Consider the following 13,191-nt stretch of genomic DNA (forward strand, 5'->3'; position numbering starts at 1 on the left):
TTTAGATAATTATTAATTCATATATGACTTAATAAATTAAATTAACTTAAGTTTTAATATATGGAAATATTTTTGTCGAATCATGAAGGAATACAGTGAGTTTTATCGAATAAAATAGTATATGGAGCTGTCAGTATGGGAAACAGAATTCCCGATGAACTTGTCGAGCAGGTTCGTCAGTCAGTCGACATAGTTGATGTAGTAAGTGAGTATGTTCCTCTGAAAAAACAAGGAAGAAATTATTTTGGACTATGTCCTTTTCATGGAGAAAGCACACCATCTTTTTCTGTGTCTCCTGAAAAACAAATTTTTCATTGTTTTGGATGCGGTGCTGGAGGAAATGCGATTTCTTTCATTATGCAGCTTGAAGGACTTAACTTTCAAGAATCTGTCCATCAGCTTGCAAAAAATACAAATATCACTTTACCTTCAGATACGGTTGACACAGTCAAGAATCCACAAGCTACTGAGCAAGGCATTATGCTTGAAGCTCATGAGTTTGTCAAAAAGTACTATCATCATCTATTAGTTAACACAACTGAAGGTAAACAGGCGTTAGAATACCTACTTAACAGAGGTATTTCGAAAGAGGAAATAAAGCATTTTGAGCTTGGTGTTGCTTTAGATTCTTGGGATGCTGTTACTAAAGTGTTAGAAAAACGTGGCTATCCAATGCCGATCATGGAGAAAGCTGGTCTAGTTGTTCGAAGTGAACGTGATGGTAATTACTATGATCGATTTAGAAATCGATTAATTTTTCCTATTCATAACCATCAAGGAAAAATTGTTGCATTCAGTGGAAGAATAATGGGTGAAGGTTCACCAAAATATTTAAATAGTCCTGAATCTTCAATTTTCCATAAAGGAAAATTATTATATCAATTTTACCAAGCAAAGAATGTCATGAGAAAGCAAAATCGGGCAATCTTAATGGAAGGTTTTGCAGATGTCATTTCTGCGTTTAGAGCTGGTGTCCATGATGCAGTTGCAACCATGGGAACTTCATTAACAGAGGATCAAGCGAAAGTCTTGAAAACATCTGTTGATCAACTTATTATTTGTTATGATTCAGATCAAGCTGGTATTAACGCAACTGAAAAAGCAGCTAAAGTTCTTCAAAAAGAAGGATTTACAATTAAAGTTGCACAAATGCCTGATGGCTTAGATCCCGATGAATATATAAGACAATTTGGTCCAGAAAAATTTAATACCTCTATTATTGAAGCTAGTGTATCATTAATGAGTTTTAAAATGCAATATCATCGAAAAGGAAAAAATCTTTTAGATGAAACTGTTAAATTTCAGTATATAAAAGAAATGCTACAAGAAATTGCTAAACTAAGTCAACTGATTGAACAAGATTATTACTTAAATCAACTCTCAAAAGAGTTTTCTATCTCGATTGAAGTACTTAAGAAGGAATTTGGACAATATAGTAATCAGGCAAATCGTATATCTAATGTAACAGAAGTAAAAACTGATATCAAACGCGATATTACTTCTAAGACACTTCTTCCTGCACATGTTCGAGCTGAACAATTACTTTTAGCTCATATGTTAAATAGCAGTGACGTGGCTGAGAAAGTGAGACAGCAATATCAGGGTCTATTCTACAATAATGATTATTCCGAGATTATAATCCATCTTTATGCTTATTATGAAGAGGGCAATGAGTCTAATATTAGTAAATTTATGAATTACCTTCCTTCAAAAAGGTTACTTGAAGTAGTTTCAAAAATTGTCAATTTACAGATAGCACCTGAACTAACAGAGCGAGAGTTAAAGGATTATTTAGATGCATTAAACAACTATGATAAACAACAACGTATACGTGAAAAAGAAATAGATCTGAAAAAAGCTGAACGTGAAGGAGATTTTGTAAAAGCTGCAACGATTCTTCAACAAATCACACAGCTAAGATCTAGTATGAAATATGTTAAATGATTCGCGAACTTTTCGAAGGAGGGGAACAGATGGCTGATAAATCGGCTCGTTCTAAAGATACGGAAACAGAAGTAACACTTGATCAAGTAAAAGCATTATTAATTGAAAATGGTAAAAAACGTGGTGTAATTACATATGAAGAAATTGCAGATCGTTTAAACGGATTTGAAATTGATTCAGATCAACTTGAAGAATTTTATGAGCAACTAGGTGAACAAGGTATTGATATTGTTGGTGACGCTGATGATGAACCTAGAGGAGCTCAATTAGAGAAGGAAGAAGAATTTGACTTAAATGATTTAAGCGTTCCTCCTGGAGTAAAAATTAATGATCCAGTACGTATGTACCTAAAAGAAATTGGTCGAGTTGATTTACTTTCTGGACAAGATGAAATCAATTTAGCGAAACGTATAGAAGAAGGCGATGAGGAAGCAAAACGACGCCTAGCGGAAGCGAACTTACGATTAGTAGTAAGTATTGCAAAACGTTATGTAGGACGCGGTATGCTGTTCCTAGACCTTATTCAAGAAGGGAATATGGGATTAATCAAAGCCGTTGAAAAGTTTGATTATCGTAAAGGTTATAAATTTAGTACATATGCGACTTGGTGGATTCGTCAAGCGATTACTCGTGCAATTGCTGACCAAGCAAGAACAATCCGTATTCCAGTTCATATGGTGGAAACAATTAATAAATTAATTCGTGTTCAACGTCAATTACTTCAAGATCTAGGTCGCGAGCCATCTCCTGAAGAAATTGGTGAGGAAATGGATTTACCACCAGAAAAAGTTAGAGAAATCCTTAAAATTGCTCAAGAGCCAGTTTCTTTAGAAACACCAATTGGTGAAGAAGATGATTCACATTTAGGTGATTTCATTGAAGATTCTGAAGCAACTTCTCCAGCTGAGCATGCAGCTTATGAAATGCTTAAAGAGCAATTAGAAGATGTTCTTGATACATTAACAGATCGTGAAGAAAATGTTTTACGTTTACGATTTGGTTTAGATGATGGACGCACTCGTACTTTAGAAGAAGTTGGTAAAGTATTTGGAGTTACACGTGAGCGTATTCGTCAAATTGAAGCGAAAGCTCTACGTAAATTACGTCATCCAAGCCGCAGCAAACGTCTAAAAGATTTCTTAGAATAGAATGTTTAAAAAGAGTTTATCCTTTATTGGGTAAACTTTTTTATTTTTAATCAAGAATATCAAAAATGAAAACGTTTTAATTAGTAAATATGTCACGATAAAAATTTTGTCAAAATATATCGAATGTCCGTACTAAATATATAATTGTAGTGCTATGCTACATACTAAGTAATACTGAACTGGATGACCAATGAACGAGATGGAAATCCGATTCTCTTAGAACAATATAAAAAATGATCTTTCAACTATTTATTCTAAAGATGAATCAAAGGATAATATAAGCAAAAATGGTTATTATAAATTATGGAGACGCTAGTAGTAATTCCATCATTTTAAAAAATTGGTTACCTATTTACTTTATTTTACAGAATTGTCTTTAAATTTGCAAATACTCATTTTCCCCACTTTTTTAATAATTTTTATAATTAGTTCAATACTACTAAATATAAAATAATTGGTTTGAAGACATATTACCTATATTGTAATAGCAATTATTTATTAGAATTTTCATAATAAAATTTAGTTGAATCTTTTGCTTTAGCTTTTTAGTGGAGATGATTAAATTCGATTTAAGAGTTTAATGGGTGACAATGGTTTTAAATGGTTTCTTAAAAAAACTTACTTATTTCAATTATTAAGAGGTGAGTTTATACAAATATAATTTGCAAATATGCTAGATCGAATTTAATTCTTTATAGTAGGAAGGTTTATATAATTTTGAAATCGTTTAACAATTTTTAAATTTATCCAATATAATACTTTTTTTATTGTTTTTAATCGTATACAATAATAATGTTATAGTAATTAATTTTATTTTTTTAAGGGGTTACATAAGGGGGATCATAATGAAACGAAATCCATTAATTCCTTTTGCTCTAATTGCAGCACTAGGAATCGCAGTCATGCTAATTATTTCATTAAAAGGAGCAAAACAGGCTGATGAAATTGCAAACGGTGACAAAAAACCGGCGCAAACAGCATCAACTAAGCCAGATGAAATATATGCTCAAACATGTGTTAGCTGTCATGGTGATCAATTACAAGGGGTTGTAGGACCAAACTTAACTAAAGTAGGTTCAAGATACTCAGAAGATCAAATCAAAGACATTCTTAAAAACGGTAAAGAAGGCGGAATGCCAGCTGGTTTACTACAAGGACCACAATTGGATGCTGTTGCTAAATGGTTATCTGAGAAAAAATAAGCAAGCATATAAAATGACCTCTTCGGTAGAAGGGGTCATTTCACTGTTAGTCAAAGTGCAAAAATTTGATTTTCAGACTGTTTGAAAGCGCTTGTCTTTCGAGCGCGAAGGTCGAAGAGGAGCGGAGTTATCTAAGACGGTAATGAGCATCGCAAGCGGCTGAAGCTACAAAGAAGGCGAGCGTTTGTCAGGCAGTCTAAAATGACCTCTTCGTTAAGAAGAGGTCATTTTGGTTTATTGACTACTTTAGTGTAAAATGATGTTATGAAAATAAAATGAAATGGTGATTTTTTTATGAATGAAGTTAATTTATCAAAGCGTTTAAAAAGAGTATTTGATTACATACCAGAGGGCACAAAATTAGCTGATATTGGATCTGATCATGCTTATTTACCTTGTTATGCAGTTTTAAATAAAAGATGTACCGCAGCAATTGTAGGGGAAATTACTGAAGGTCCGTATAATTCAGCACGTTCTACGATTCGTCAAAGTGGGCTAGAAGGAATTGTTGAAGCGAGAATGGGAGACGGGCTGGAAGTTTTAGTACCAAGTGAAGTAGATGTCATAACAATAGCTGGAATGGGTGGTTCTTTAATTTCTAGCATATTGGAAAATGGTAAAGAAAAACTTCAAGGTGTTGAAACGTTAGTTTTACAACCAAATATTGGTGCACAACAAATCAGAAATTGGCTTGAGCAAGAAGGATATTCTCTTGTGGAAGAAGATATATTAGAAGAGGATGGAAAAATCTATGAAATTCTAGTAGCTTCCAAATCAAATCCTAATAGTGCATACGGTGAAAAGAAAGATATGGAGTTATTTATAGGCCCATTCTTATTAAAAAACAAAAACGATGCATTTAAGAAGAAATGGGAACATGAAAGAAATAATTTTGAAAGAATCCTAACTCAACTTGAATCAGCAAAACAAACAGAGGAATCAGTTCAGAAAATTAAAGAAGTCGAACAGAAACTTGAGTGGATAAAAGAGGTGCTTTCATGAAATCGATAAATGGTTTTCAGGTAGTACAGCAATTTGAAGAACTATTCCCTAAGCATTTAGCTGAGGAAGGTGATCCAAATGGTCTTCAAATTGGTACATTATCAAAACAAGTGACAAAAGTATTAATTGCATTAGATGTCACAAAGGATGTCGTAGAAGAGGCAATTTCAATAGGAGCGAACCTAATTATTGCTCACCATCCTATTATTTATCGTCCTTTAAAAAAGATTGAGACAGACAGTGAACCGGGTAAAATTGTGGAACTTTGTATAAAACATGATATAGCCGTTTTTGCAGCACATACAAATGTTGATATTGCAGAGATCGGTGTGAGTGATTTTTTAGCTGAAGCTTTACAATTAGAAAATACGAAAGTTCTCGCTCCTACATATGTAGAAAAATTAATTAAGTTAGTTGCATTTGTACCGAAAACACATGCAGAAATTGTATTAAACGCAATTTGTGATGCTGGAGCAGGTCATATTGGCCAATATAGCCATTGTACCTTTAGTTCGAATGGAACAGGGACATTTATGCCTTTAGAAGGGACAACACCATTTATTGGGCAACAGGGTCAATTAGAAGAAGTTGATGAGGTAAAGCTCGAAACAGTTGTTCCCCAATTAAAATTAAAACAAGTTCTTAAAGTGATGCAAAAAGCTCATCCGTATGAAGAAGTGGCATATGATACTTACACACTAGAAAATGAAGGCAAAACATTCGGGATTGGAAGAATAGGAAGCCTTAAAGAAGAAATTTCGTTAGAAGAATTTGCTTATTATGTGAAAGAAAAATTAGATTTACAAGGTGTAAGAGTGGTTGGGAACTTAAGCGATCGAGTAAAAAAGGTTGCCATTGTAGGTGGAGACGGAAATAAGTTTGCCTATCATGCAAAAAGAAATGGTGCAGATGTTTATTTAAGTGGTGATATTTATTATCATGTGGCACAGGACTTTAAAATGCTTAATTTAAATATAGTTGATGCAGGACACAATATTGAAAAAGTAATGAAATTAGGTGTTAAACGTCTTTTAGATAATAAATTAAAAGAAAAAAACATGGCTTGTGAAATTATCGCTTCAACGATCCACACTGATCCATTTACATTTATTTAATCGTTTTTTCACTAAAAAAAGGACTTCAGGGTTAAAAATCCAGAAGTCCTTTTTGTTTAGTCTTTTATTCTAACTTTAGGTAGTATTTTATTTAATTCTACTATTGATTTTGTATCCCAAGTACTTTCATCGTTTGGATCGTACTTCTCCAAAAATGCGATAACCTCACGTGTTATCGGAGTTGGAGTTGAAGCTCCAGACGTAACGGCTACAGTCTTAACGCCCTCTAACCATTTTAACTGAAGTTCTGTAATATCTGAAATACGAAATGCTTTTGTTCCTGCAATTTCATGTGAAACTTGTGCAAGTCTATTTGAGTTGTTACTCATCGGGTCACCTACGACAATTGTTAAATCGGCTTGACTTGCTTGATCAGCAATCGCTTCTTGACGTACTTGAGTTGCCATACAAATTTCTTTATGAACATGAGCAGTCGGATATTTTTTAATTGCGTATTGAATTAATTCTACTACGTCCCATTGGCTCATAGTTGTTTGATTTGTAATGATAATTTTATCAGTAGGAATATCTAAAGCATCAATATCAGATTTATTTTGAATTAAGTGAACAATCGAAGGAGCGATTCCAACTGCGCCTTCTGGTTCCGGATGTCCTTTTTTACCAATATAAATAAAGTGATAGCCTTCAGCCATTCGTTCTTTAATTAAATCATGTGTTTTAGTTACATCTGGACATGTTGCATCAATCGTCGTAAGTCCTTTTTTGATTGCTTTTGATTTTACTTCTGGAGAAACTCCATGGGCGGTGAAAATAACAGTACCCTTTTCAATCTTATCTAAAATATCTAATCTGCTTGGACCATCTAAAGTAATGATTCCTTCTTCTTCAAATGCGTCTGTAACATGTTTATTATGAACAATCATACCAAGTATGTAGATTGGTCTTGGTAATGATGGATCTTTAGCTGCATTTCTAGCAATGACCATTGCATCTACAACTCCATAGCAATAGCCTCGTGGGGTAACTTTAATAACTTTCATGGAGTAGCCCCTCCTTTATAATATTGTTGTCATTTTTTATTATAAAGGAGGGAGATACTACTATACAAAGAAAAAGAAAATTTACATAAACAATTTTGGTTTTGGATTTACATTTGATGCAGGTTCTTCAATATTATGAGATGGTTCTACTTCTACTTCTGACTTAACTGGAGCTTTTTTTCTTCTTTTTGGTTTTGTTTCTTTTATTTGCTCTACATCTATTATTGCATTCGCTTCATTTTTTTTGCTTTTTTTTGTGTCGACCGGATCATCGGTATTTACTGCTTTAAATATTTTGTAAATTGAAGGGAAATTTTTAATAGCAGGAGCGTATTGTTGAATCATTGGCGTAACTTGTTGAGCAGCTTGAACAGCTTTTTGCATACCACCGATGACACCTGTAATAGAAGTGTCTCCACCCATTAAACGTGAGAAAAAACCTGGACTGCCATCATCTTCTTTTTCGGGTTTTTGCCCAGTCATTGGGTATTGATTTTGTGGTCCTTGTTGCTGATAATTACTACCGCCTTGTGCCTGCATTACTGGCTGATTTTGAAAAGGAACAGGTTGTAAAATTTTATTTTGGCTTATATATTGTTGATGTGCGTTTAACTGCGGCTGATATGAAATTGGTTGCTGATAATGACCTTGTTGCCCAACTATTTGTTGGATAGGTGGATAAAACTGTTGTTGAAATTGCTGATAAGGTTGCTGTGGCGATTGGGGATATGGATATCGTTGATCAAAATTTGGTCTTGCACCGTATGGATTTTGTGAATTTTGATAAGGCTGTTGATAACTATTATAATAATTTGGACCGTTCATAGGAAAAGGCTGTTTATTTTTTTTCTTAAACTTATCAAGTAATCCCAATCTAATACCTCCTTTCAAAAATGCTCTTTATTACTTAGGCTATGCACATAATTTGAAATGGTTAGTATAGGACAGAATAAAAATTAAAATGCTAAAAAAGAAGAAAGAAAAATTAGAATTAGCCTTATTGGGCAAATCTATTGTATAATAGATAATTGTAGCAATTTTGTACGAGGAGTTAGATTCCTCATTACATAGAAAGTTTAAATTAAGAAGGTGAGTTATATGGCAATTTCATTTAAAAATTTTCAATTAAAACCATTTATTTTGGAAGCGATAGAGAAGAAACACTTTTCAGAACCAACAGAAATTCAACAAAAGATCATTCCTCAAGTTAAAACTGGACGTAGTGTAATCGGTCAATCGCAAACAGGGTCAGGAAAGACTCATGCATATCTAATTCCGACAATTAATACATTAGATCCATCTTTAGATCAAGTACAATTAGTAATAACTGCTCCAACTCGTGAATTAGCGACTCAAATTTATAATGATGTTCAAGCAATCATTGAATGTTGTCCAGAAGATGAGCAGTTAACTGCAAAAAACTTCGTTGGAGGAACCGACTACAAACGTACTGTTGAAAAACTAAAAAAACAGCCACATATCGTAATCGGAACTACTGGACGTATTAAAGATTTAGTAAATGATAATGTATTATTAGTTCATACTACGAAATATTTAGTAGTAGATGAAGCAGATTTAATGTTAGATATGGGATTTATCCATGATGTGGACCAAGTTGCGTCAAAAATGCCAAAGAAACTACAAATGCTTGTTTTTTCGGCGACAATTCCTGAGAAGCTTAAACCGTTTTTGAAAAAGTATATGGACAATCCTGAACATATTCATATTAATCCGCAACAACTTTCAGCTCAGAAAATTGAACATATTATTGTTCCAAGCAGACATAAAGACAAAGTTAAAATGGCTAAAGATATTTTATTAAGTTTTCAGCCATATTTAGCAATTGTCTTTACAAATACGAAGAAAAAGGCTGAAGAAGTTGCGACTCAATTATCATCATATGGCTTAAAAGTTGGTCAAATTCACGGAGATTTAACTCCTCGTGAACGTAAAAAAATGATGAAGCAAATTCAAGATTTAGAGTTCCAATATATTGTTGCTACTGACCTAGCTTCCCGAGGCATCGATATTGAAGGGGTAAGTCATGTAATAAATATTGAATTACCAGCAGATTTAGACTTTTATGTCCACCGTGTAGGACGTACAGGGCGTGCAAACTTCTCTGGAACTGCGATTACTATCTATGACCAAGAAGATGATCAAGCATTAGACAAGCTTCAAGACCGTGGTATTACATTTGAGCATCGTGAACTTAAAAAAGGTGAGTGGGTTGATTTAGGTCCACGCGCAAAACGTAAGCTTCGTAAAAAAACAGATCGTAATTTAGATGCAGTTGCTAATAAAGCAATTAAAAAGCCATCTAAAGTTAAACCTGGCTATAAACGTAAATTGAATGCACAAAGAGAATCATTTAAAAATAATGTGAAAAGAAAAACGAGTAGATAGTTTGAAAAAAGAAAGGAAGAATATTCCTTTCTTTTTCTTTTACACTTTAAGAAAGTATAAATTGGCAACGAGGAAGTTAATTCGACGTGGTAGCCAATTTTAGGAATAAAGTATAAGTGCAACTAAACCTCTGTCTTCGCCTAAGACTTGCCAATCGGCAAGTTTTCTTTATAAACGGGCGAACAATTTAACCATGTTTGATTTTCGTGTTAAAATGGTAAGTATGATTAATTAAGGTAGGAGCTGAAAGAATGTTACGAATAGGATCTCATGTTTCAATGAGCGGTAAGAAGATGTTTTTAGCCGCTAGTGAAGAAGCTGCAAGTTATGGTGCTAATACATTTATGGTGTATACAGGTGCACCTCAAAATACACGCCGTAAAGCAATTGAAGATTTAAATATTGAAGCGGGTTTAAAACATATGGCTGAAAATGGAATTGCTGATATCGTAGTCCATGCACCATATATTATCAATATTGGAAATACTACAAATCCAGCTACCTATGAATTAGGTGTTGAATTTTTACAAAAAGAAATAGACCGTACAGCAGCATTAGGAGCAAAACAAATCGTATTACACCCTGGTGCTCACGTAGGCGCTGGTGAAGATGCTGGTATCGCTAGAATTATACAAGGTTTAAATGAAGTATTAACATCTGAAACTCCTGTACAGATTGCGCTTGAAACAATGGCTGGAAAAGGATCAGAATGTGGTAAATCATTCGAAGAAATAGCGAGAATTATGGAAGGTGTACATTACAACGATAAATTATCAGTTTGTTTTGATACATGTCATATTAATGACGCTGGATATGACATCGTTAATGACTTTGATGGTGTCTTAAAGCAATTCGATCACTTAATCGGGATTGATAAAATAAAAGTACTTCATATTAACGATAGTAAGAATCCAATGGGAAGTCGAAAAGACCGACATGAGAACATTGGCTTTGGATCGATTGGATTTAAAGCATTAAACTATATTGTTCATCATCCACAACTAATGGACATTCCTAAAATTTTAGAAACTCCATATGTTGGGGAAGATAAAAACAACAAGGTTCCGCCGTATAAATTAGAAATAGAAATGTTACGCAATCAAGAATTCAATGAAAATTTAATTCAAGAATTATTGAAAGCATAATTTAAAGAAACCAGTCCAATTTAAATAAAGGGCTGGTTTTTATTTTCTTATTAGTGATAAACTAGCAAATATGCTCTTATTCTTCCTAAATTGAATAAAAAACTGTTAATTATATTTAAAATAGAGCGGTTTATCAGCTACAAATAAAAATCCTTGTAGAGATACTCCCCCAGCAATAAAAAAAGGGCACCCATATGTCAGTTAATCCGACTTATGAGTCCGCCCCATTTGATCTTCTTTATAATTCTATTTCTACAATTTTTTTTAACTTACTATCTAAATATGAAGCAATTATCTTTCCGTCTTTAATTCTTTTCACAGTGACAACATTACTAACTAATTCATGATCATGTTCGTCTAAGTGCATTAATTTAATATAGACCACATGTGCCTTGTCACGTTCGATTAAACTACTAGCGATATTAAGAGCTAAGTTATGGCTTAAATCATCCATATGAAACATGTGTTTGAATTTCACTTCATCATCTGTTTCTTTGTCTAAATAAATTATTTCATAATGTAGCTCATGCAAATCCATATTAATCCCTCTCATTTCGTTTTGGAATAATTAGGTGATTCGTTGTATGAGCATTATATGATTAGTGAAATGAGGAGAGTAATAAATTAAAGCTTTTTAATGAACATTTTAACCAAGCTTAAGTTAGCTTTTGAAAAATAATATCAATTTGTTGTGCAGTGGCCTTAGAGGTAACATTTGCAATTTGGGAAAGAATTTGTTTTTTATGTTCAGTGTCATATATATTATAATTTTTCCCGTTTAATATTGCAGCCACTTTATTGGCTTGATCTGGAGTAATATACACTTGATATTGTTGACTTAATTTTAATAAATCCTTTGGTGTTATACTATTAACCTTTTTATTTATGAGAGTCTGGATAATATTCATTCTGAACCTCCTCTTAGGTGAAATACTTCATCAATAAATTTTATGAAAGGTCATTATAAATAATGAGCATAGGACACTAATCTCAATTAATTTTTCAAAAATAATATGTAAATCAGTAGGAGGAGCGTTATAAAACTTTGAAATTTCTATGATTTCATGTGGAAGATTCAGAAGTAACTAAAGGTGTTTGAAAAGACAAATACTACATAATAGCCGTGGAGTTCTTTAAACAGTGTTAAAAGGATCAAATCGTATTGAGGAGTTGAGGTATTTGATTGATGAGATTGAAAATGGAATTAAATTAACAACTCAATTAAACTATTAAAATAGAAAAGCTTGAATTCATGATCGAATTCAAGCTTAATTGTTTACTATTAATGGATTGCTTTCTTCTTAAACTTTCCACCTTTAACATCAGCTATATTTCCGATGGCTACAAAGGCATTTTCATCATAGTCTTCAACAATCGATTTTAATTTTGCTTCTTCAAGTCTAGAAATGACTGTAAAGATGATTTTTTTATCTTCACCCATAAAGCCACCTTCGCCATGAAAATATGTAACTCCTCGACCTAATCGGGCATTTAATGCATCACCGATTTCTTTATCATTATCACTAATGATCCAAACAGATTTAGTATCTTGGAACCCTTCAATTGTTAAATCAATTGTTTTAAATGCTACATAATAGGCAATTAATGAATACATAGCATTATCCCATCCAAATACAAATCCTGCACTTCCGAGAATAAAGACATTAAATGCCATAACAACTTCACCAATTGAAAAAGGTGATGATTTTGTTAAAAGTATTCCTATAATTTCTGTCCCATCAAGTGAGCCACCATTACGAATTACTAAGCCTACGCCAATTCCTAAACCTAATCCACCAAATAATGCAGCTAGTAAAGGGTCATTAGTTAAATGAGGAATGTCCTTAAAAAGAGAGGTAAATACTGAGAGAACAGTGATACCAAATAAAGTTGAGATAGCGAATGTTTTACCTATTTGTTTATAACCTACTATTACAAAAGGTAAGTTTAACAAGAATAGAAAAATACCGAGATTAATCGAAGTAATATGGGAGAGGATCAAAGAGATACCTACGATTCCACCATCAATGATATCAGTTGGAATAAAGAATGCTTTTAAGCAAGCTGCCATCAGAGCAGCCCCTAATGTAATAAAAAACCCCCGTTTAATAATCTTAAAGTTTGAAAGCTTACGATGTGTAATTGCGTTCAAAAAACCACCTCTTTATCTATATTTATATGTTAATTGTAACACATTGTATTTTTCGTCACAAAGTGATAAGTCTTAT

The 13,191-nt window shown here is 33.0% G+C and carries 12 protein-coding genes; 7 read left to right on the forward strand and 5 right to left on the reverse strand.

The window, feature by feature from the left end; translation table 11 throughout:
- Positions 1-135 precede the first annotated feature (135 nt).
- The 5 genes from dnaG to AN960_RS19240 all read left to right on the forward strand — a co-directional run bounded on the left by dnaG (position 136) and on the right by AN960_RS19240 (position 6,411).
- The gene (gene dnaG / locus AN960_RS19220; protein WP_056474946.1) at positions 136-1,944 is read left to right on the forward strand and encodes a DNA primase; all 1,809 of its coding nucleotides are present in this window, start codon (positions 136-138) and stop codon (positions 1,942-1,944) included.
- A gap of 29 nt (positions 1,945-1,973) precedes the next feature.
- Complete coding sequence (gene rpoD / locus AN960_RS19225) at positions 1,974-3,092, forward strand: RNA polymerase sigma factor RpoD (protein WP_056474947.1); 1,119 nt, start codon at positions 1,974-1,976, stop codon at positions 3,090-3,092.
- Between the two features lie 845 nt (positions 3,093-3,937).
- Positions 3,938-4,294 carry a cytochrome c550 gene (gene cccA, locus AN960_RS19230; protein WP_056474948.1) on the forward strand — a complete coding sequence of 119 codons (357 nt, stop codon included), beginning with the start codon at positions 3,938-3,940 and terminating at the stop codon, positions 4,292-4,294.
- Between the two features lie 294 nt (positions 4,295-4,588).
- Complete coding sequence (locus AN960_RS19235; RefSeq protein WP_056474949.1) at positions 4,589-5,296, forward strand: tRNA (adenine(22)-N(1))-methyltransferase; 708 nt, start codon at positions 4,589-4,591, stop codon at positions 5,294-5,296.
- Complete coding sequence (locus AN960_RS19240; protein ID WP_056474953.1) at positions 5,293-6,411, forward strand: Nif3-like dinuclear metal center hexameric protein; 1,119 nt, start codon at positions 5,293-5,295, stop codon at positions 6,409-6,411. The genes AN960_RS19235 and AN960_RS19240 overlap by 4 nt, the downstream gene beginning before the upstream one ends.
- Positions 6,412-6,467: 56 nt before the next feature.
- Here AN960_RS19240 and AN960_RS19245 read toward each other — a convergent pair whose 3' ends face one another.
- Both AN960_RS19245 and vrrA read right to left on the reverse strand, forming a co-directional pair.
- A complete protein-coding gene (locus AN960_RS19245; RefSeq protein ID WP_056474954.1) occupies positions 6,468-7,412 on the reverse strand; it encodes a 4-hydroxy-3-methylbut-2-enyl diphosphate reductase in 945 nt (314 codons plus the stop codon).
- A gap of 81 nt (positions 7,413-7,493) precedes the next feature.
- Positions 7,494-8,285: a VrrA/YqfQ family protein gene (vrrA, locus tag AN960_RS19250; RefSeq protein ID WP_056474955.1), complete on the reverse strand. Its 792-nt coding sequence runs from the start codon at positions 8,283-8,285 to the stop codon at positions 7,494-7,496.
- A 225-nt stretch (positions 8,286-8,510) separates the two neighbouring features.
- Here vrrA and AN960_RS19255 point away from each other — a divergent pair, with 225 nt between their 5' ends.
- Complete coding sequence (locus AN960_RS19255) at positions 8,511-9,818, forward strand: DEAD/DEAH box helicase (protein ID WP_056474957.1); 1,308 nt, start codon at positions 8,511-8,513, stop codon at positions 9,816-9,818.
- Between the two features lie 251 nt (positions 9,819-10,069).
- The gene (locus AN960_RS19260) at positions 10,070-10,963 is read left to right on the forward strand and encodes a deoxyribonuclease IV (RefSeq protein ID WP_056474960.1); all 894 of its coding nucleotides are present in this window, start codon (positions 10,070-10,072) and stop codon (positions 10,961-10,963) included.
- Between the two features lie 238 nt (positions 10,964-11,201).
- Here the strand turns inward: AN960_RS19260 and AN960_RS19265 are convergent, their stop codons facing one another.
- The 3 genes from AN960_RS19265 to AN960_RS19275 all read right to left on the reverse strand — a co-directional run bounded on the left by AN960_RS19265 (position 11,202) and on the right by AN960_RS19275 (position 13,115).
- Entirely contained in the window at positions 11,202-11,501 is a 300-nt protein-coding gene (locus AN960_RS19265; protein WP_056474961.1) for a hypothetical protein, read from the reverse strand.
- A gap of 118 nt (positions 11,502-11,619) precedes the next feature.
- The gene (locus tag AN960_RS19270) at positions 11,620-11,871 is read right to left on the reverse strand and encodes a DUF2624 family protein (RefSeq protein ID WP_056474964.1); all 252 of its coding nucleotides are present in this window, start codon (positions 11,869-11,871) and stop codon (positions 11,620-11,622) included.
- 374 nt (positions 11,872-12,245) lie between these two features.
- Positions 12,246-13,115 (reverse strand): YitT family protein, encoded by an 870-nt coding sequence (locus AN960_RS19275; RefSeq protein WP_056474967.1) that lies wholly within the window; start codon positions 13,113-13,115, stop codon positions 12,246-12,248.
- Positions 13,116-13,191 lie beyond the last annotated feature (76 nt).

It is taken from the genome of Bacillus sp. FJAT-25509 (assembly GCF_001420605.1).
Lineage (GTDB): Bacteria > Bacillota > Bacilli > Bacillales > Bacillaceae_G > Gottfriedia.

Coding starts and splice junctions, on each gene's coding strand:
- cccA (WP_056474948.1), top strand. CDS start 3,938: ATGAAACGAAATCCATTAATTCCTTTTGCTCTAATTGCAGCACTAGGA.
- dnaG (WP_056474946.1), top strand. CDS start 136: ATGGGAAACAGAATTCCCGATGAACTTGTCGAGCAGGTTCGTCAGTCA.
- rpoD (WP_056474947.1), top strand. CDS start 1,974: ATGGCTGATAAATCGGCTCGTTCTAAAGATACGGAAACAGAAGTAACA.
- AN960_RS19255 (WP_056474957.1), top strand. CDS start 8,511: ATGGCAATTTCATTTAAAAATTTTCAATTAAAACCATTTATTTTGGAA.
- AN960_RS19245 (WP_056474954.1), bottom strand. CDS start 7,412: ATGAAAGTTATTAAAGTTACCCCACGAGGCTATTGCTATGGAGTTGTA.
- AN960_RS19260 (WP_056474960.1), top strand. CDS start 10,070: ATGTTACGAATAGGATCTCATGTTTCAATGAGCGGTAAGAAGATGTTT.
- AN960_RS19270 (WP_056474964.1), bottom strand. CDS start 11,871: ATGAATATTATCCAGACTCTCATAAATAAAAAGGTTAATAGTATAACA.
- AN960_RS19240 (WP_056474953.1), top strand. CDS start 5,293: ATGAAATCGATAAATGGTTTTCAGGTAGTACAGCAATTTGAAGAACTA.
- AN960_RS19265 (WP_056474961.1), bottom strand. CDS start 11,501: ATGGATTTGCATGAGCTACATTATGAAATAATTTATTTAGACAAAGAA.
- AN960_RS19235 (WP_056474949.1), top strand. CDS start 4,589: ATGAATGAAGTTAATTTATCAAAGCGTTTAAAAAGAGTATTTGATTAC.